This is a genomic window from Pseudoalteromonas luteoviolacea (genome assembly GCF_001750165.1).
GTDB lineage: Bacteria > Pseudomonadota > Gammaproteobacteria > Enterobacterales > Alteromonadaceae > Pseudoalteromonas > Pseudoalteromonas luteoviolacea_G.
In genome coordinates this window covers 1866992-1888108 of the sequence record NZ_CP015411.1, presented here as the reverse complement: position 1 = coordinate 1888108, position 21117 = coordinate 1866992, and the positions used below count along the sequence as shown (strand labels likewise).

Annotated in this window: 17 protein-coding genes; 6 read left to right on the top strand and 11 right to left on the bottom strand. The window is 41.5% G+C overall.

All coding sequences use genetic code 11. The features are described 5' to 3' along the window. Positions 1–50: 50 nt before the first annotated feature. Complete coding sequence (locus S4054249_RS08045) at positions 51–2627, bottom strand: TonB-dependent receptor plug domain-containing protein (protein WP_046357266.1); 2577 nt, start codon at positions 2625–2627, stop codon at positions 51–53. Positions 2628–3122: 495 nt separating this feature from the next. Between S4054249_RS08045 and S4054249_RS08040 the strand changes: the two genes are divergently transcribed. Further along, positions 3123–4166 (top strand): type III polyketide synthase, encoded by a 1044-nt coding sequence (locus S4054249_RS08040; RefSeq protein ID WP_046357265.1) that lies wholly within the window; start codon positions 3123–3125, stop codon positions 4164–4166. Between the two features lie 80 nt (positions 4167–4246). Here the strand turns inward: S4054249_RS08040 and S4054249_RS08035 are convergent, their stop codons facing one another. The 4 genes from S4054249_RS08035 to S4054249_RS08020 form a co-directional block, all read right to left on the bottom strand. Continuing rightward, positions 4247–4912, bottom strand: a complete 666-nt coding sequence (locus S4054249_RS08035; RefSeq protein WP_046357264.1) for a GntR family transcriptional regulator — start codon at positions 4910–4912, stop codon at positions 4247–4249. Between the two features lie 133 nt (positions 4913–5045). Beyond that, the gene (locus tag S4054249_RS08030; protein ID WP_046357263.1) at positions 5046–6545 is read right to left on the bottom strand and encodes an aldehyde dehydrogenase (NADP(+)); all 1500 of its coding nucleotides are present in this window, start codon (positions 6543–6545) and stop codon (positions 5046–5048) included. Positions 6546–6582: 37 nt separating this feature from the next. Then, positions 6583–7584 carry a 4-hydroxyproline epimerase gene (locus S4054249_RS08025; protein WP_046357262.1) on the bottom strand — a complete coding sequence of 334 codons (1002 nt, stop codon included), beginning with the start codon at positions 7582–7584 and terminating at the stop codon, positions 6583–6585. Positions 7585–7595: 11 nt separating this feature from the next. Continuing rightward, positions 7596–8510, bottom strand: a complete 915-nt coding sequence (locus S4054249_RS08020; RefSeq protein ID WP_046357261.1) for a dihydrodipicolinate synthase family protein — start codon at positions 8508–8510, stop codon at positions 7596–7598. 210 nt (positions 8511–8720) lie between these two features. Here S4054249_RS08020 and S4054249_RS08015 point away from each other — a divergent pair, with 210 nt between their 5' ends. Beyond that, complete coding sequence (locus S4054249_RS08015; RefSeq protein WP_046357260.1) at positions 8721–9959, top strand: NAD(P)/FAD-dependent oxidoreductase; 1239 nt, start codon at positions 8721–8723, stop codon at positions 9957–9959. 30 nt (positions 9960–9989) lie between these two features. Beyond that, on the top strand, positions 9990–11204 hold the full coding sequence (locus tag S4054249_RS08010; protein WP_046357259.1) for a M24 family metallopeptidase: 1215 nt from the start codon (positions 9990–9992) through the stop codon (positions 11202–11204). A 526-nt stretch (positions 11205–11730) separates the two neighbouring features. Here the strand turns inward: S4054249_RS08010 and S4054249_RS08005 are convergent. The 3 genes from S4054249_RS08005 to S4054249_RS08000 form a co-directional block, all read right to left on the bottom strand. Beyond that, positions 11731–12462: a hypothetical protein gene (locus tag S4054249_RS08005; RefSeq protein WP_052961053.1), complete on the bottom strand. Its 732-nt coding sequence runs from the start codon at positions 12460–12462 to the stop codon at positions 11731–11733. Between the two features lie 153 nt (positions 12463–12615). Then, the gene (locus tag S4054249_RS26530; RefSeq protein ID WP_155401401.1) at positions 12616–12765 is read right to left on the bottom strand and encodes a hypothetical protein; all 150 of its coding nucleotides are present in this window, start codon (positions 12763–12765) and stop codon (positions 12616–12618) included. 276 nt (positions 12766–13041) lie between these two features. Then, entirely contained in the window at positions 13042–13455 is a 414-nt protein-coding gene (locus S4054249_RS08000; RefSeq protein ID WP_046357258.1) for a hypothetical protein, read from the bottom strand. A gap of 888 nt (positions 13456–14343) precedes the next feature. On the opposite strand from S4054249_RS08000, the gene S4054249_RS07995 reads away from it, so the two are divergent. Continuing rightward, complete coding sequence (locus S4054249_RS07995; RefSeq protein WP_046357257.1) at positions 14344–15597, top strand: aromatic amino acid transport family protein; 1254 nt, start codon at positions 14344–14346, stop codon at positions 15595–15597. 46 nt (positions 15598–15643) lie between these two features. Here the strand turns inward: S4054249_RS07995 and S4054249_RS07990 are convergent, their stop codons facing one another. Continuing rightward, the gene (locus tag S4054249_RS07990; RefSeq protein WP_046357256.1) at positions 15644–16564 is read right to left on the bottom strand and encodes a GGDEF domain-containing response regulator; all 921 of its coding nucleotides are present in this window, start codon (positions 16562–16564) and stop codon (positions 15644–15646) included. A gap of 137 nt (positions 16565–16701) precedes the next feature. Then, on the bottom strand, positions 16702–17265 hold the full coding sequence (locus tag S4054249_RS07985) for a YSC84-related protein (RefSeq protein ID WP_046357255.1): 564 nt from the start codon (positions 17263–17265) through the stop codon (positions 16702–16704). A gap of 446 nt (positions 17266–17711) precedes the next feature. Between S4054249_RS07985 and S4054249_RS07980 the strand changes: the two genes are divergently transcribed. After that, positions 17712–18575 carry a carboxylate/amino acid/amine transporter gene (locus S4054249_RS07980; protein WP_046357254.1) on the top strand — a complete coding sequence of 288 codons (864 nt, stop codon included), beginning with the start codon at positions 17712–17714 and terminating at the stop codon, positions 18573–18575. Positions 18576–18588: 13 nt separating this feature from the next. Here the strand turns inward: S4054249_RS07980 and S4054249_RS07975 are convergent, their stop codons facing one another. Next, complete coding sequence (locus S4054249_RS07975; RefSeq protein ID WP_046357253.1) at positions 18589–19023, bottom strand: GNAT family N-acetyltransferase; 435 nt, start codon at positions 19021–19023, stop codon at positions 18589–18591. Between the two features lie 405 nt (positions 19024–19428). Here S4054249_RS07975 and S4054249_RS07970 point away from each other — a divergent pair, with 405 nt between their 5' ends. After that, on the top strand, positions 19429–20970 hold the full coding sequence (locus S4054249_RS07970) for a basic secretory protein-like protein (RefSeq protein WP_046357252.1): 1542 nt from the start codon (positions 19429–19431) through the stop codon (positions 20968–20970). Positions 20971–21117: the final 147 nt, after the last annotated feature.

The window sequence follows — 21117 nt, the reverse complement described above, 5'->3', positions numbered from 1 at the left end:
TTGGTCCCTCTACGGAGAGTGTGAAAAACGAAGACAGTACCTATCAACTACTAGAACTGAATATTCATACCTGCATAGACGTATCTGCCCAACGTATCATACGTGTATGGGTCCGTGTTTGAGTCGTTGTTACCTGAGTAATATGGCGGTTGTTTGTCGAACAGGTTGTTAATGCCACCAGTCAACTTGATGGTCTCACTGACAAAGTAACTACCTGAAATATCGTGGTAAGTGACACTCGGTGTACTTGGCGCATAGCAGCTACTTGGATCTTCCAAACAACTAAAGCTGTCCATTCCAGACAAATATCGCACTTTGTAGTTAGCACTCCACGCATCGGCTTTAACTGCCAAACTTAAACTTGATTTTATGTCGGCATACCCACCCAGACCAGACGTGATAAGCCCCGTGTAATCAACCGTTTCTCCAGCCATCGTAATGGTTCTTTCTTTTAAGATTGAGGTATCCCATCCCGCTCGCCAAGCTAGTCCCGCGGCATCAAAATTGTAAGCCACATTGATGTCATAACCTTGCGTCGTTTCATCACCAATATTTTGTAATTGGTTGTTAAATGTTGCCTTACCATTCGCTATCTCAACATTTGCTGACGAGCAAACAGCCGAATCTTGATTGATCAAGTCGCCGCTGCTGTTTACACAGTTATCAATGATATATTGATTGTTCACTTCACTAATGGCATTGGTGATTGCAATATCATAATAATCAACGGTCAAAGATAGCCCTTCGACAAAGCTCGGCTCATACACAAAGCCAAATGTTAACGTATCAGCCTCTTCTGGGGTTAGATTTGCGTTTCCACCAACGATAACTTCAGCTTGGTTGTCTAGTAACGGATGAGATATCTGCTCAAAAGATGGCGATTTTCCACCATATAATTCATCCACCGTTGGAGCACGAAATGCCGTTGATTTAACCCCTCTGAACATCAACTGCTCATTTAATTTCCAAGTAAAACCGAGTTTCCACGTTGAGTCACTGCCAAAGCTCGAATAGTCAAACGCTCTCACAGCAGCACTTAAATCTAAATTTTGTGCAAAAGCTACATCTGCAAGTACAGGAATGGCAAACTCAACAAACGCTTCATTCACATCATATGAACCACTTGTAGACTCAACTTTCGGGTCGTTAGCTAACCCCTGAGATGTCAGAGAATCTGGCGTATACCACGCTTTTTCAGTCCTTTTTTCAATCCCCGTCGCAAAGCCCAAATACCCTGCTGGCAATTCAATGAGTTCACCGGCCAGTGACGCACTGAAGTTCAGCATCTGGCTGCCTCCAGTATTTTGCTCGGTATATAAGTAGTCCGTCATGTTTTCGGCTGACCATGCAGATTGATCAAGAGGATTGAAATTTCCAAGTTCAATGTCTTCGGTCAAACTCCCTATATTGTGTAAGTTAGAGAGCTGATCAACTGAGTCGTTACGACCAAAATTGACTGCAACATCCCAACTCCAATCATTCTTTAAAAATCCCTCGACACCAACGACTGTCCTGACTGTATCAACGACTTGTGAAAAGTCACGAGTGCCAGTATCAGACATTCGACGACGGTAGTGAATCGTGTCGCCATACTCTGCACCATGCTCTAAGAGATCATCGCCCATCGACTCTGTGTAAGTAAAATCAAACCAAACCGGTTGAGGTGCCATTTGTTGTTCCGACCAACGCTTAGAGTACATCGCTTCGGTAAACAAAGTTGCGCTATCACTCAACTCATAATTAACTGTTCCCGTTAAGTTCAACCTTTGCATCGGCGTGTACAGGTAGCTATCAGATGCGTAGTTGTACGGATCTGTCTCAGGGTTATATTCAGCATAGTTGCCGTCTTTATCCCCTTGGAGCTCTTTCCCATTCTCAAGGTACAAATGGCCATTCGGCGTAATGGTCGAGCCTCCACAGGCCAGTGATTTTCCACCATCTACTTCACTAATTGGGCAGGATGAAAAGTCTCTATCTGCTTGACTGGCGGAACCTCTTTCCATGTACTGAATGCCAAATACCATATTGCCACGGTCGAAACTGGTGCCTACAGTCAAATCAATATTGTGCTGCTCAGCATCTCCCTCTCCAGATAAACCGGTTTGCGCGTTAAGTTCTGCACCTTCAAAGTCATCTTTCAAAATAATATTAACTACGCCAGCAACGGCATCTGTACCATATACCGCAGAAGCACCATCTTTAAGCACTTCGATATGTTTTATCATGGCAACAGGAATGGTATTGAGATCCACCGTAGATGCAGCACCAGTGCCTGAATTAATCATTCTTCGACCGTTTACTAACACCAATGTACGTTGTGCGCCAAGGCCACGTAAATTAATACTCGCATTTCCTCCTGAACCATTATTAACCCCAGGATTGGTCATTGCGCCAGCTGCTGCGGTGATATCCTGTAGTACATCATCTATGGTGACTGCACCACTGGCTTGAATAGCATCAGCGCCAATGAACGTAACAGGACTAGCAGTTTCCATATCAGATCGCTTTATGCGAGAACCTGTCACCTCTATTTTTTCAATTTGTGTGGCTTGATCATTTGCAAACACAGGGGTTATTGCACTTCCTGTCGACATTGCAATCGCAATACTGATGGCGGTTTTTCTCATAGATACTTTCCTAAATAGATATTGTTTTGACTTGCCATGGCGCTTGCTCAGACATTAGAACTGCTAAAATGAATGAAAAATTAATAAAAGCGCAATAAAAAACCAAAACAGTTAAAACACCTGCGAGAGAGCCACAACCTGAATATAAAAACAATAAAATATTATTTAAAACAACATGATATATACAATGAAAAGATAAGAAAAGATGCGTAAAGATGCGTTTTAGGTTGTAAAGTGATGTTACTATGACTGCTTTTTCAAAGAAAAACCGATTTTACAAACAAGTAAAAATGCAAAATACGCAATGGTTTTAATGAAAAATTTATACGAGTGCCATTGCGCATGATCATAAAAAATCAACGGGTATAAATATATTAATATCAATGAGTTGATTTCAAAAAAATACAATAGTTAATATTTATTATAAAAAATGTGAAATAAAAAACACAACTTGTAGGTCTTGCTTTAAGTCATTCAATTAAGGAGAGAATTATCATGACAACTTTAAGTAAACCTGCAACTTATTACCCAAACTATGAAGTTAATGCAGATGACATAATGACGGTTATAGAGATCTGTCACCCGGATAGCCCATACAAAAAACGTGCTTTTGACATGATTCAAAATGCTGAGGTTAAAAAAAGGCATCTAATCATGCCTTTAACAGACGTGGTTAAACAGGGCGACTTCGGTCAACGAGCTAAAGTATATCAGGATGCCGCCATTGAAATGGCAGAAAAAGTCGCGCGCGAAGCGATCCACAATGCGAGACTAAATGTCGACGAAATTGATATGGTCATTGCTACTTCATGCACTGGATTCATGATGCCCTCGTTAACAGCGCACCTTATTAATCGACTATCACTCAGAGCAGACACTAAGCAAATCCCAATTGCACAACTAGGCTGTGTGGCTGGTGCGTCGGCTATAGGGCGTGCATTTGAATACTGTGAACATCGTCCAGACCGAAATGTTTTGATTGTCTGTGTTGAGACCTCATCGCTGTGCTTTCACAAAGAGGCTGGTCGTCTACAAGACTTTATTAGTAACTCACTATTTGCAGATGGCGCAGCTGCGGTAGTGATGCGAGGAGACGATCAGGTTTCGGGGCTAAGATTGACTCACAATCAGAGTGTGACCATTGAGGACACAATGCCATACATCGAATACCAACTAACAGATAAAGGCTTCAAGTTTTCACTAGATAAAGATGTAATGCACTCCATTCCACATGTCGCCCCTTACCTTCAGTCCTTTTGCCAAGACAAACTCGAGGTCAATGCAAATGATGTCGACAATACAATATTCCACACCGGTGGCCGACGAATTTTGGATGAACTGGAGCGTTGCTTAGACCTCGAACCTGACAAAGTGAAGCACTCACGCGCTTGCTTAGCTGAGACTGGAAATACTTCCAGCGTCGCGGTTATAGATGTATTGCGACGCACCTTTGAACAAGCTACAAAAGGAGAAACGAGTTTACTGGCTGCATTTGGGCCCGGGTTTACATCCGAAATGAGTGTTGGTATTTGGCAATAATATTGATAAAAAGAAGAACGGTACAGATGGGAGATAAGCCATTTTACTCAACAAGCTGAGATAAATGGCTTGCCTATTAGTTAAGCATCTTCTTCGAGTTTTAGAAGCAGCGCTTTTATGCCGCCTTTGGCACTTAAAATATGATGCTTTAGGTAATCACATGCGCCGTCAATATCTTTATCTCTACATAATTGTAGTAACTTACGATGCTCTTCTGGCGCAGTATCAATGCCACCAGCCAACAGAATATGCATACGTACATAACGCTCAGAGTTTTTGCTGTACACCGCAACCAGCTCTCTTGTTTGAGGCCGAGCAGCCTTTGAATAAAGCTTATCGTGAAACTCCGAATTCAGTTTACCTGTCGCAAGTTGAGAGTCTCCAGCGGCAATGGCATCTTCAAGATCGGCTAAAATAGCTTCAGCTTCAAGCAAGTCGCGATTGGTTAGATGAACCACCGAATGCCTAAGCAGCTCTGCTTCCAGCAAAGCACGTAAATCAAATATCTCATCGATCTGCTCGGCACTGAGACTGGTTACTGTTGCTCCTTTATGGGCTTCAAAATTAACTAATCCTTCTGCTTCTAACTGCAACAGAGCTTCACGCACGGGAATACGGCTAACATTGAGCTCTTCCGCTAGCGCTGCTTGACGCAAAGGCTCCCCTGCCTTTATCTCTCCGCTTAAAATCTTATCTCTAATCGCTTCGGCAACAAGTTGAGTTCTAGTTTTATGTACAATCGCCATGGGGTTAATCAAAAATTTACAGTGACTTACATTATACGTAGCTAAATCTAAAATGCACGCAGGCCACCTTTTATCTTTGTATTAAGCGTGATAGCCAAGCCTCTAATAGATAAGCTTGGCTAAAAGACTGTTGTTAGATATCACCTTGTACACATAGTGGACGTAAAAAGCGTAATATTGCCCTCGTACCAACAGATGTACTTTTTACATCAGTTGATGACGGAAAAGGCCCTCCATGATTCATAGACATACACACTTCTACACCCGTCGGTGCTTGATTATAAATTAGACGCCCCACTTTGTATTGCAGCGATTCAATTAACTCCTCTTGTATATGGAAATCGTCAATTTTGCCATAAACACTCGCTGTTAATTGACCATCAAGTGCTGAAATTGCACGCATTAGCGCTGCTTCGTCTTGATATTTAACCAAAATAGCACACGGACCAAATACTTCTTCTTGTAGTTGTTTACTTTGCGCAAAGTCATCAGCGCTGCATGTGTAAAGCTGTACAGCTGCATGGTATTGCTTACTGAGTTTGCCTTTGGCCAATAAAGTCGTATTTGGATCCTTAAATAAAGCATCAGTGCGCTTTATAAATGCATGCAAAATACCCGGTGTAAGCAATGTATCAGAAGGGGCTGATTCAATCGCATTCACCGCAGAGCTCTCAAAATCGATATCTTCAGCAGGCACAAACCATACACCAGGACTCGTACAAAACTGACCATGGCCCATGGACATTGAATTAACAAGCTGCTTCGCCAAAGCTACTTTTTGCGGAACATCTTGTCCTTTCAAAACAATTTGCGGGTTTACACTGCCAAGCTCTCCATATAACGGAATGGGCTCTTTTCTATCATTTATAGTTTTTAACAGCGCAGTTGCAGCCGAGAGCGACCCTGTAAAGCCAACCGCTTTCACACTTGGCGCCCTCACTAATTGATGAGAAAGCTGATGTTGACGTCCTTGGAGCATAGAAAATACCCCATTCGGTATCCCACACTGCTTAATGGCTCCATCAATGGCTTTGGTCATCAATTCATTGGTTGCAGGGTGCGCTGGATGCGCTTTAACTATCACAGGACAGCCAGCCGCCAGCGCCGCAGCAGTATCTCCCCCTAGAGTCGAAAATGCATATGGGAAATTTGATGCGCCGAATACTGCAACAACACCAATAGGAATATGGGTTAAAGCCGTTCTAGGCTTTGCTATCGGCAATCTGGTTTCATCACTGTCATCAACACACTTTAATTGCAAAGGTTCAAGCTCTTGGAGCAACACGTCAGCAAAAGCGCGAAGCTGATTAATGCTCCGCAATCGCTCCCCTTCTAGGCGCTGACGCGGTAAATTAGTTTCTAACATCGTCGTTTCAATAAGCACATCTCCAAGGGCGGCTATCTCATCTGCGATGGTGTTTAAAAAGCGTGCTCTTTGGTGCTCAGAGACTCGGCGATATGCTTTAAATGCAAGTTCAGCTGACGCTGTTGCTTGGTTGACTTGCTCCAACGTGGCTTCATAGAAAATCGAAGGTAGGCTTTCATTGGTACCAGGACAAAAGCCGTTAAAGATCTCACTATGCTGATTATGTTGCCAAACTCCTGCGATATAACTCTGTCCGTTTAATGTCATTATTAACCCCAATTATTGATAAGTTTGAAAAGCATCGCTAAATTACTTGGAAACCAAACGCATAAGGATCATCGTCATCCACCGTTATGCAGTTTTTACCCGTGCGTACGGCCCAACCTTGTATGCTAGGACGAATTGCCAACTTTCCCGAAATCTCTAAGACTTCTTCCACACGGCCAATAAACTGGCTACCTATATAGCTTTCATGAACAAAGTCCTGCTGCTGATTTAGATGCCCCTTAGTAAAGAGCTGTGCCATACGCGCACTGGTGCCAGTACCGCAGGGTGAACGATCAATGGCTTTGTCACCGTAGAACACTGCATTGGCAGCGGTAGAATCAAGGTTTTGTGGTTTACCAGTCCAAAGTACATGAGTTGCGCCGCGTACATCGGCTGATTCAGGGTGTATGCACTCGATGGTCGCATTTACGGCATCTCGTACCTCGCGGCTCATTTTGATTAACGTGTCGACGTCTGTACTCTCTATCCCTTTAAAATCTCCCTGAGGCTCAACAATAATGTAAAAATTTCCACCATATGCAATATCAATGGTTAATTCACCGAGCGTGTCAATATGAATGCTCTCATTTGTATGTGCCAAAAATGCAGGCACATTGACAAGTCGAACCCACTCAACTTTGCCTTGACGCATTTTATATTGTGCATCCACTCTCCCTGCTGGGGTGTCAATTTTCACCAAGCCTGTTTCTTGGGGGTGTATTAAACCCAATTCAAGTGCAAAAGTGATCGCTCCAATTGTGCCATGCCCACACATAGGCAAGCATCCTGATGTTTCAATAAACAAGATGCTTATATCACCGTCTTCGCTGCATGGCGGATATAAAAAAGCACCTGACATCATATCGTGGCCTCGCGGTTCAAACATCAAGGCTTTGCGTATCCAATCAAACTCAGCTAAAAAGTGCTGTCGCTTGTCAGCCATTGTGGCCCCCCGAAGCGCGGGGTGGCCACTGGTAACAAGGCGCACAGGGTTGCCACATGTGTGGCCATCAATACAAAAAAATGTCCCCCTGTTCATGTATGAAACCCTTAATCAAGTTTAAATTTCTTAAGATCAATGCGGTGAGTGATCGCGTCATCATATATACGACTCACATAAGCTTTTTCGTCTTGAGTAAGGGGTAGACGTGGCAAACGCGTTTTTTCACTGCCGCGACCCGCTAGCTGCTCAGCGTATTTAATGCATTGCACCAAAGTAGGCACAGTATCTAGGCGCAGCAAAGGTAAAAACCAACGCCAAAGCTCAGTGGCTTCTTCGTACCTTCCTTGCTGTGCCAGTTTATAAATTGCCACAGACTCCCTAGGAAATACGTTCGTCAGACCAGAAATCCAACCTGTTGCACCTAACATCAAACTTTCCAATGCGATGTCATCAACGCCACCAAAAATGACAAAGCGCTCACCCAATGCTGACCGTAGCTCACTGATCCGGCGTGTATCTTCTGTTGCCTCTTTCACGGAAACAATATTTTCTTCCAGCGCCAATATCTTCATACCTTCGATAGAAACATCTACACCATAGGTGATCGGGTTGTTATAAATCATAATGGGCAATGCTGTAGCCCTTGCTACTTGTTGGTAATGATGAACAGCTTCTCGCTCTGTTGATCGATAGACCATACCCGGTAGGACCATAAATCCGTCAACACCAATTTCCTCTGCGTCTTGAACAAATTCCACAGCCAGTGAGGTTGTGGTTTCCGCCACGCCTGAAAGTAACGGTACCCTGTCGGCGACAACCTCTTTAGCTGCTTGTAAAACTTTTCGTTTTTCATCCGCACGTAAAGAGCAATTTTCACCCACAGTACCTAACACAATTATCCCATGCACCCCATCCTCAATAAGCGAATTGATCATCGATTTCGTGGTTTCAAAATTAATTGTCTCGTCTTCGTTAAACTGTGTAGTCACTGCGGGGTACACCCCTTGCCAATCTACGTTCATGGTTTTTCCTCTGTTATCATTCTTGCTTTTTACTATAGGTATATTGTATACAATAATCAATATACAATTTACAATTTACAGGAAAATCGTAACCTTGATTAAAGCACATGCCAAAGCTCCCTAAACAACTGAAAAATATAGATTTAGATAAACCAAAAAAATATTGCTGCTAGGAAATCAAAAAATGCAATTTAAAATGAGTACAACAATATGACTAAAAATAAAAAAATTGCTGTCATCGGCGCAGGCATAATAGGCTTGTGTAATGCTTTGCAATTACAACGTCAGGGGCATCAAGTTCACCTGTTCGATCCAAACGGAGTAGGAACGCAATGCTCTATGGGTAATGCAGGACACTTTGCCACAGAACAAGTATTTCCTTTAGCCGACAAAACACTATTTAAAAAACTACCAAATATGTTGTTTGATACACTAAGTCCTCTACGTATAGATTGGCGATATTTTGCAAAAGCACTGCCTTGGTTTGCTCGATTTTGTGGCAATATGCCAACACTGAAATACCACAAAAACACAGAGGCTTTAAAAGCCCTAAACCATGCAGCAATCGATGCCTACAAACGACTCTTGGGTGGCAATTTTGACGAATATATAAAGCGTAATGGAAGCTTACTTACCTTTGAGAAATTCGATTATGATGAGATAGAAAAGCTATATCAGGCCTATGTATCAAAAGGCGTTAGCGTTGAACTACTCGACCAAGAAGCGACACTTGCCTTAGAGCCTCAGCTACACAATAAAATTAACTACTCCTTACTTTTCAGAGATGCAGCACATACGCCTGATCCTTATAAATTATCAAATGCCCTCTTTCAGGAGTTTGTTCGCTTGGGGGGACAGTTCATACAACAAGCCGTGACCAACTTACAGCATCATGAAAGCGTAATCGTGACAACTGATACAGTTAGCCCCCCTGCTCACTTTGATAAAGTAGTGATTTGCACTGGTGCATGGAGTAAGCAACTGTGCTTACAATTAGGCTATAGGCTGCCACTAGAGGCTGAACGAGGTTATCATAATATGCTCAGTACGCATGCATTGAGCCGACCTGTAGCCTCAGCCGACCGCCAGTTTATTATGACACCTATGCAACACGGGCTTCGCCTCGCTGGTACTGTTGAATTTGCAGGTCTTAATAGCCCGCCATTTTATGCAAGAGCTGCTTCATTACTTATCCATGCTAAAGCTATGCTCAAAGATTTTGCCCAAGTAAAACAAGGCCGTTACTGGATGGGAGCACGACCCTCTTTACCAGACTCACTACCTGTTATCGGCAAAGCTCCAGAACACCCCAATATACTATTTGCGTTAGGGCACCAACATTTAGGGCTTACACAAGCCGCGATCACCAGTGAACTCATCGCAAATATGGTTGCAAATCAGCCAACTGTATTTGATATTACCCCCTACAGCATCACGCGTTTTCAGTAGTACTCGATAATAACGACATAGGATACATTTATGATAGGTATAGGCTTTCAATCAAAACAAGCAGCACTTGATAACCTCAACTCAATGACTTCAGGGGTACAACCCATTATCGAAGAAGACTACCGAACTCGTATTGCCAAAGCACAGGCCTACATGCAAGCTAATAAAATCGATGCTTTATTCCTTAATGCTGGCACTAACTTAAAATACTTTACAGGATTAGGATGGTCTGCCAGTGAGCGGCTCGTTGGTGCATTACTGCCTGCACAGGGCGAGGTTTGTTTTATTGCACCATTTTTTGAACTCGGCACAATCAGCGAATATCAAGTCATGAAAGGGAAAATACATGCTTGGCAAGAAGAGCAATGCCCTTATCAACTTTTAGGGCAAACAATCGCAGAGTGCGGAATATCGCCAAATGCCACTTTAGCCATTGATGAAAGTACGGCTTTTTTTGTAGTCGATGGGATCAATAAAGCTAACCCACTCTTGAATGTCATTAATGGACATCATGTTACCAGTCACTGTCGGATGCACAAATCAGCAAACGAAATCGCCTTAATTCAACGTGCTATGGATATGACTTTGGCAGTGCAACAAGCCGCAGCGTCCATATTACATGAAGGCATCACAACCACTGAAGTCGAAGCGTTCATAGCACAAGCACACAAAAAAGTAGGCGCTTCAGGTAGCTATTTCTGTATTGTTTTATTTGGTAAAGCCTCTTCATTTCCACATGGTGTAAAGGAGCCTCAAACACTGAAAAAAGGCGATGTTGTACTAATTGATACGGGCTGTAAACTGCACGGTTATCTAAGTGACATTACCCGTACCTACGTCTTTGGCGAGCCAACTGATTTCCAAAGAAAAATATGGAACCACGAAAAACAAGCACAATTGCATGCCTTCAATGCGGCCCAAATTGGGGCAACATGTGGTGACGTGGATCATGCCGCAAGGAGCTACTTTGCTGAACACAACTTAGGGCCAGATTATCAATTACCAGGCTGCCCGCACCGAACAGGACACGGGATTGGTTTGGATATTCATGAACAGCCTTACCTTGTTAAAGACAATCCACAGTTATTGGCTGCGGGTATGTGTTTTTCAAATGAACCGATGTTGGTGATCCCAGAACAATTTGGTGTCCGTTTGGAAGATCATTTCTACATGACTGAGTCAGGACCTAAATGGTTTACAGAGCCAAGTTATAGCATAGATGACCCATTTGGATTAGAAAAATAGAACCAATAGCGCCGCAGGGCAATACCTGCGGCATAGAATAAAATAACTAAGGCTTACTTTGCCCTGTAAGATTTGCTGTATAGTTTTAAATTAAACCTGAAAGTCGTATTTCTACCATTGACTGCCGACAGTTCTCCCAGTTTTTCTTACTGAAAATGCCTTGCTGGTATTGCCGTTCGCCGTTTATGGTTCTCTTATGGGATGAGAAATAACCGAGTCAAAAACCGTGCTAACTAACACTGAATCTTAATTAATTTACCATTCGGTAAAAAGATTTTATGTTGTAGCCCGTGTAACAGGTAAATGCTGGTTGACTATAATCAAAGGCGCAGCGCACAAGCCAAACTAAGTTTGTTCATAGAATGGATGAAATTGTTTCTTTTTTTAAAAACAAAGAATCTTATATGTGAAAAGGTGAGGTTGTAGAACGGCACCATTCGCTCATAACTGCCAGTTAAATGAAGCCTAAACCTCTTCATCTTTGCCGTAAGTTCAGGTATGAGCGACTACAGTTCAAACAATCAAATTAGTTTTGTTGGTCACGGATATTCTTCAAATTTACACTGCCTGAACCATCATTTATCAACTCGAACGATTGTGCATTACGCACAGAAATACTACCCGAGCCGTCATCAACAGACACTTTACCTGTAACGTTATCAACGACCACCTTACCCGAGCCATCTTCTATCCATACATTACCTTGAATATCCTCAACTAAGATTTTGCCTGAGCCATCATCAATATCTAATTCACCTTGAACACTCGAAATCTCAATGCTGCCAGAACCATCATCTATATCAAGAGAAGTAAAGTTATCCATAATATTAATCGAACCAGAGCCATCATCTATGCGCTTAACACTTGCATGTGACACATCAATTGAACCTGAGCCGTCTTTGATCTGCGTAATTAGATTTTTTGGCGCGGTAATTGAGAGGTGAACTAAAGTGTTGTTAACCCCGTTATGGCACACATTGGCTTTTAGCAAAGCTTTTTTTCCATGCTGGGACAGGTCTAAGCAATAATCCCCCCCTTCGCTTGACTGAAAAATTTCGGCTGTAACGCTAATTTTGTCAGTGTCTTCTCCTATCAATTTCAGGCTACCCGCGCCTGCATCGATTTTAAATTGCTCAACCTCTTTGGTTGATAATGTCAAAGAGGTGCTTTTTACAAATTCATAATCTGATGAGTAATATTGATTTGCAGACACAGAAAGTGAAGATAATGCCAGCGCTGTAATCATGAGAGCTTTCATCTTGTTGTCCTTTTTATATGATAATTACATAGTTAAGACGCGGCTAATTTGTGAAAGGTTTAAACACTTTTTATTTTTTCTGACATGGTGCTGAGCCAGTCTAGAAAGCAACCAAACTCACTGATTAGAAATTTAAACTCATTTTGAAAAGTATTATGCTAAATCGTGTTCGCAAAATGATTTTTCTGAGGGCAAGCTATATATTTTACCAATCGCATGTGCATACATCACCTTCATTGTTTGCCATACGTTCAAGTAGCGTTCTTCATGCGCATCTGTACTGAACCCCAATTTTTCGTACATGGTTATAGACTGTTAAGGTGAACTCCCCCCCAGATACGCTTTGTAAACGAGGACTACTCCCCTTGATAAAAACTTGCAAAATACTTAATGACAGGCAGAAGAACGTTACAACCAAACGCGATTTAGCAAATATAAAAACCTTCTATTCATAGATAGAATTGTGAAATGGTGTGGCCTATTAATACTGTAAACACTATTAATATCGAATAATATTAATGTAATAGCGATAGCGACTTATAAAGCCGCCGCTTCTTGATACCTCAATTAATCTCTCATTTATTTGCAACTAAATGAGAGATTAATTTGGTAGGGTTCGCCCATTGAGTCTTCTGCAATACCACCACCAATCCACATTGCAGTACCAAGATCATCCACATGCCCACCTCCTAAAATTGACATACCTGCTCCCGCAACTTCGACTGCCTCAGCTAGGTTTCTATTTTTTAGGTACTCTTGTTCTGGCATCGAGCCCATGTAAGTTATCGTTTCATTGACAATATAAGCTCGCGTGCTGCCATTCTCACTACAGTAATGATTAGCTTGGTCTAATGCTTCCTCGCCCGCTTTTTGTCGAGTTTCAGACGTTAAGTTTACGTAGTGTTTTCCGTCTTGAGATGGTCTTACATTGTTATGATGCGCACAGCCACTCGCTAATAGAGCGATCATTGATACAGTTAATAATTTTTTCATTGTTTTCCCCAATCATGTTTGATGAGGAAATCATAGTTCAAGGGGGTGTGTGAATCAGTCAGGGAATGTGTGAAAATGTAAAATACGCAACAAATAAACTGACAGTTAAGTAGCCATAGAAGTGATAGGCAATAGTAAAATCACCATAGGTCTTGAGCAAAAAGCACGTAACTTTAGCTTCTAGTATTACATACACCATAAGCCATCATTGCCGCCTAATTTAAACTTCATTTAGTCAAAAAAGGAATTACTTTTGCTAAAGAGCGTATAACAAAACCACACAAGTGCAAATACGAAAAGATAATACATCATAAACTCTTCCCACTTTAAGTTTGCCCCAACTCCACTAACCGCTTGGGAGCAAATACTATTAATAATTCAAAGTCATTCTAACACTCATTATGGGAACAATTAAGGTACAAAGGGCATGTGTTGAAAAAGTTATGAAGAAATTCATCATTTATAAATATTAAATAAATAATCATATCCACTTGATTTAACAACGTAAGATATCATGTCCAATCATGACTCAATTTTCTCCACATCAACCTCGTCGTTTCATGACTCATAACAAACACACTGTGTAGTACGTAATGATAAACTTCCGGCTGCTTTACTGTGTTATTGATACGGTAAACTGAGGGCTTCACTTGGCTCAAACACCCCATTCAAGTACAGCTCATACGTTAAGAAATTGACGCCCTCTTCGAATAACCTTATCTAATAAAGCCATTCTCTTCCCCAAACAACATCACCAATGTGGGTATTTATTAACCGCAAAGAATATGTACCGGTTAAAAAAACCTCAAACAAACCGAATAAACATGCATCAATGCGTGAATTTATATATCATCCGCGCGATTAAAACTAAAACGTAGGACAACAAGTATGAGTAATTCACAAGTGGGGGGCGCGAATGATGCTATCAATACCAGCGAACCACGCTGGTCCCAACATGATACTAATTGGGTTCTCAGTCTATTTGGTACAGCAGTAGGCGCAGGTATTTTATTCTTACCAATCAATATCGGTATTGGCGGATTTTGGCCCTTATTAATCATGGCCGTACTTGCTTTTCCAATGACATATTTAGCGCACAGAGGTCTTGCACGTTTTGTATTGTCGTCAAAAAATAGTGACTCAGATTTCACCGACGTTGTTGAAGAACATTTTGGTGCCACAAGTGGCCGCCTAATATCTCTGTTGTACTTTTTCTCTATATTCCCAATACTACTTATTTACGGTGTCGGATTAACCAATACTGTTGATAGCTTCATGGTAAACCAATTAGAAATGGAGTCGTTACCACGAGTCTTACTTTCAGGTTTACTTGTTGCTGGTATGATTGCAATCATGCTAGGTGGTGAGAAATTGCTTCTCAGAGCCTTTGCGGTACTTGTTTACCCACTAGTGGGTGTGCTGCTATTCCTTTCTTTATACCTTATCCCAAATTGGCAACTTCCGACAATATCTGCACCTGATGTAGGCTCATTGACTGAGACGCTTTGGCTGTCAGTGCCTATAGTTGTATTTTCTTTTAGCCACGCAGCGGCAATTTCTAGTTTTGCTAACACACAACGCAGACACTATAAATCAGAAGCTACACTCAAAGCTGAGAGTATTCTTCGCAACACTGCACTCATGCTCATTGCATTTGTCTTGTTGTTTGTATTTTCATGTATTTTCTCTCTAACTCCAGAACAAATGGCTGAGGCTAAAGAGGCAAATGTATCTGTGCTTTCTTATTTAGCGAATGTATATAACAACCCATTTATTGAAACGCTCGGTCCATTGGTTGCATTTATTGCCATTACTTCTTCATTCCTAGGACATTTCTTAGGAGCAAGAGAAAGCTTTAACGGACTAATCACAAAGCAAACCTCTCTCAGCTACAAAGCAGCTGACAAGCTAGGCGTTGTCGTAATGTTCATCTCTATTTGGATTTGTGCAGTGATTAATCCAAGTATTCTAGACATGATGGGCGCAATATCAGGCCCGATTATCGCTTTGATACTATTTGTAATGCCAACCATCGCAATTTATAAAGTCCCTGCGCTACACAAGTACAAGGGTAACCTCAGTACGTACTTTGTACTTACAGTAGGTTTATTAGCGGTATCGGCCTTACTCTTTAATATGTAAGCCAATAAAAAAAAGGTGTAATTGAGCTAATTACACCTTTTTTTCATTACTCTTTCACCAAGTAAGCCTGATCTCTTCCATTTGACTTGGCTTTATACAGGCACTCGTCCGCTTTTTGGATCAGTTCTTCTACATTGTCGTATACACCATACTGCCCCACAGCAACACCAGCACTGACTGTCACCACATCAAATTCCGATTTACAATGAGGGATCTCTAGCCCTCTAACCGCATGCACAATCGACTGCGCAATTTTCAACGCCCCTTCTTCACTGGTGTTAGGAAGCAAAACAGCAAACTCTTCACCACCATATCTAAATACACTATCAAGTGGTCGGTTCACCATTTTTACAGCAACTTTTGCAACCGCTTTGAGTGCATCGTCACCATGTAAATGCCCATATTGATCATTAAATAGCTTAAAGTAATCAATATCTAACATAATAATAGACATACACTGTTGTTGCCTGAGGTTCTGCCGAAATAAACGTGTACACTCCATATCAAAGTAGCGCCGATTAAACACCTCTGTCAGGCCGTCAAAAAAGGAGTACTGCTTTAATATGTCGGTTTGACGTTTATATTTTAAGTGGGTTCTAACTCGGTTAACTAATGTTCTGGCCACAATGGGCTTACCTAAAAAGTCAACAGCCCCAGCATCCCAGCATAGCTCCTGCTGATTTTCATTCGTATTGGAGGTTACAAATATAATGGGGATGTCATTTAACTCATCCATAGCTTGAATTTTTTTACACGCTTCAAGCCCTGTCATTCCTTCTAGGATCCAGTCCATTAATATTAAATCTGGGGGAGATTTGAGGCAATAACTTATAGCCTCTTCGGCACTGTCAACAGCTTCGACACGGCACAACCCATCTAAGCAAGCTCCCAGCACTTTTTGCGTCAGTGCTGAGTCTTCTACAATTAAAACTAAACTATCACTGAGGTCGTCAATTTCCTTGAACACGTTGCCCTCTAAAAATAATTAGATATGCTTACGTTGTTTATAGCGAATACTTCTGCACCTCACAAGAACAAAAAGTGAAAACTTATAAAAAATACTTTTATGACCTGAGGATTATTAAGTAAGGTATGTCGTCAACCTTAGTTTAATGATTTATCAGGCCAAAATTTTGTCCCTTTGACCGTTGCCTGCAGCGCAAGGCCACTTTGAGTTAATGTATAAACTGACATGTTGCCGTAATAAACTTCGCCTTGAATAGCCGCTCCCTTATCTGAAGCTTTTGCAGCTGCATCTGCGTTACCTCCGAAAGTCCAACCATGATTTACGAATGTATCCAGTGCTTCTGCGGTATGGAACACAATAACCAGCCGATAATCTTTAACACCTAACCCAAGGCCTACTCCACCCTCAGCCATATTCATATAAGTAAACTGGCCTGTTTGGTTATTTTGCACCACCCCATAACCGGTACCCGCAGAGACCAAAAGTAAATTGATATTGGCATTAGAAAATACAGCATAGCCCACAGCAGAGCGTAGCTGCGCTCGGGTATCAGGTTTATCTTTATATAATTGAGAAAGCGTTTCATTTTTCATCTCAATGATTTGAGCACGCTTTTGCACATTGTCTCCCGCCCCCATAGACGCACAACCCGAAACAATTATCATGACCAACATAATGCTTATATTTATCAACTTCTTCATTTTAAAACTCCTAACAACAGTACCAGGCGCTACCAGTGAAACATCATTCACGCCACGTGGGGCTAAAATGCAAGATTGAAGTTTAGCGTAAGATGAACAAAGGAGAATAAAAATGTACAAAAGTGTAATGGCAGCACAAAACGCCATTGACCCAGATAAGCAATAAAAAACAATAAAACGGAAATAAAAAGGCCACCATTAAATGGTGGCCTTAAACACATCATGGGTAATCATGAAAGGGATAAATGTGAAAACAACTTCATTGTAGCGATTAGGTAGTAAATTAAAATCATATTATAACGGTTAATTAGTTCGGTTTTTTCGATGATTCATATAAACTAAGCTAAGACCGCAGTTCATTCAGACTAATAACTAACTTTTTTTACCTTTCGCTCGATTTATTGTCTGCGACCTTTTACCATAGCTAAAAAATTTACTTTAATTCTATGTACTATCTCTCTTTTGTTACCTTGGTTTGGGCATTTTCTTTCAGTTTGATTGGCGTTTACCTCGCGGGTCAAGTCGACTCTTGGTTCGCAGCTTTTAGCAGAGTAGCAATTGCGTTCCTGGTTTTTTTACCATTCACAAAGTTATCAAATGTATCAGCACGCATCGCACTGACATTGATGGCAATAGGTGCAATTCAAATTGGTCTAATGTACGGCTTTTACTATCACTCTTTTCTCTATTTAAGTGTACCTGAAGTGCTATTATTTACCGTCATGACGCCCGTTTACATCACAGTTATTAATGACTTACTTGAAAAAAAGCTTCAACTACATTACCTATTCGTGGCTTTACTCGCCACAGCAGGTGCAATTACTATTCGCCAAGCGAGCATAAATGAAGATTTCTGGTTTGGGCTATTGCTGGTCCAAGGCGCCAATCTATGTTTTGCGCTTGGACAGGTTTTGTATAAAAGACTACCAACGCAAGCGCCTTTGCCCCCACAACATACCTGCTTTGGCTTTTTCTTTTTAGGCGCCCTGATTGTCTCAGGGCTGAGTTATGCACTACTTGGCAACAGTGAAAAACTGCCAACCACGGAGCTACAATGGGGCATATTAATCTACCTAGGACTCATCGCCTCGGGGCTCGGCTACTTCCTATGGAACAAAGGTGCTACACTGGTTTCCGTTGGTAACTTAGCAATTATGAACAACGTCTTGATCCCCGCAGGTGTCTTAGTCAACATCATCATCTGGAATCGACAAGCAGATCTGTTGTCACTATCGCTAGGCAGCAGCATTATTTGTGCCGCTTTATTTATCAATTACTTTTTTGAAAAAAATGCGGCCCCCCAAAAGTGACGTTCATAACAATCTATAGCGTCTTTAAAAAGTGAATCTTACTGTCTGTGCCATCTTGTAGTGGGTGGCACGCCACAATTCTATAATTGTTTTTTAATAGCATCATTAGCATATTTTTAAATCTATTCATCGACTTAACTGTGATACTTTCAAAACCCGAAGCCCTACACCACCGCTCTTGTTCATTTAACAATGTTTGAGCGAAACCCTCACCTCTAAACTCTGGCACAACCGCACCGAGCCAACTGTAAAAATGTTTCTCTTCGATGGCGTACCCAAGCTTATATGCGATAGGCTTGCCATCTCTTTTCGCAACCAGCAGCAATACTTTTTTACCTTGTAAGCGGGTTTCTATAAGCTGTTTTGTTTTTGGTGTCGAAAACTCAGGAATTTGATTTTCAATCTCCATGAGCTCGTCAATACTTCCCCGCTCAATTACGCAAGCCATAGGTCACTCCTGTAATTTTTTCATTTTATCAAAGCAGCAACAGCTACCTCTAAGTTAGTGATTTCATTTTATTGATTATCCCGCGCACTGTAAAATGGTATCAGAGTTACCCCTATGAAAAATATATACTTTTCATATCAATAAACAAGAATAAAAAAGTTCAAAAAACACACAGAAGACCGCAAAACAATTCCAAATATCACGTCAATTAGCTCACAATCCACACATCTCAGTTATAAAATTGTAAAAAACCTTTGACAAAGTTCAAAATACAACCAATCATTTAAACCGTTCCAATTTTTTTGGCAATTATGAATCGAGCAAAAAAATAAAATAAACAACGAGCCAAACAATATTGGGACTAGCCACAATCAAATTTTTTTGGAACGATACAGGGTTGAATATATGAAAACGCAAATAAAACAAAGTTCACTAAAAAAAACCAGCCTAGCCTGTTTGCTTGGTGCTTTACTTTCCACCTCGGCGGCTGCGCAAACGGATCTGACTTCTGATGACCCAAATGCCATATCCGCATCCGGTGAAAATGGCACTTTTGAAGAGAAAACCAAAGCCTTTGATAACAATAATTACAGCAAATGGTTGACCTTTTCATCTTCAGGTTGGATAAGCTATCAGTTTTCACAGCCACAAAAAGTTACCTCTTACAGCATCACCTCAGCAAATGATGCACCAAGTCGTGACCCGCAAGACTGGCAGCTGCAAGGTTCAAATGACGGCATTAACTGGGTGGTACTCGACACGCGTTATAACCAATCTTTCAATGCACGCTATCAAACAAAGCAATTCACGGTCGCTAACCCACAAAGCTTTGCATTTGTAAAAGTAGATGTGTCATCAACCAATGGCGCAAACATACTGCAAATCGCTGAAATCGAGATGTTTGCCGAAAATATAACGCCACCAAGTAGCCTACCTATCACGCAAAGCAATAGCTTAAACGCAGGTCAATGGCAGCACTTTGGCCCGTTTAATGTTGCCAATAAAATCATTGCAACAACCTCTGGTACGGGTGATGCCGATCTGTACATGAGAAACGCAGCTCAACCAACCACACAAGTATTTGACTGTAGCAGCACAACGCCAGATGCCAATGAGTCATGCACCTTACAAGGTAACGATGTGTATGTGTCCGTATATGGATACTCTAATACCAGCTACACCATTAATATAAAAGAAGAGACAACCACTCCACCAAATGGAGAATGGAAAAAGCCACAAGTAAACTTTGTCGATGTAGATCCTCAAACGCAAGGGTCCATTTTATTCAAACGTATCATCTCAGATCCTGCTGGACATATGGCCAATCGCTGTGTTGATGTGGCTAAAATCCTGTATCGCGACCCGGTTGAATCAAATCGTTTTAGAAACCTGCAATTTGAGCTTAGAGCGAAAGATCATTGGGGCAATGAGTTTGTTGCATACAAGATGGGACAAGATGGCTCTGGCGAAATGACCATTGTTGTAAGCACCAGTCACCTAGAGAAAATTTACCGTGACAGTGGTAACTCAGATGCAGCTATTCGCGATGAAATCGACGGCATTTTGTCTCATGAGGTAACACATGGATATAACAATTCTCCACTGACTCACGACAACTATGGAGATGGAAAAGCCTACTGGGCGTATACTGAAGGGCTTGCTGATGCAGTGAGAATTGGTGAAGGCCTACACAAAACTCGTACGCCTAATGTGACCGACCCTAAAAAATGGCTGGGTGGCTACACCACTACGGGTTTCTTCTTGCATTATGTCCGCGTGACACACGATGCTGACTTTTTATATAAGTTCAATAAAGCAGCTAAAGATTTAGGTAATTACACTTGGTCTTTTGATGCCGCTTTCCAGCAGACTTTGGGCAGAGGTGTAGATGAACTGTGGCAAGAGTACGCCACATTCATCAATAACGGTGGTCAATTGCCTTATTAATATAACTGATGAGTGAGCCTGTAAAGTGCTCACTCTCTAAAGGCTTATGTCAATTAAAACACAAAATTGATTGTACACCCACACAACCTTTATCGCATAAAACCCCGCCCTTCTTGCACATGCAACTTAAATCCTTGGCCCCAAGTA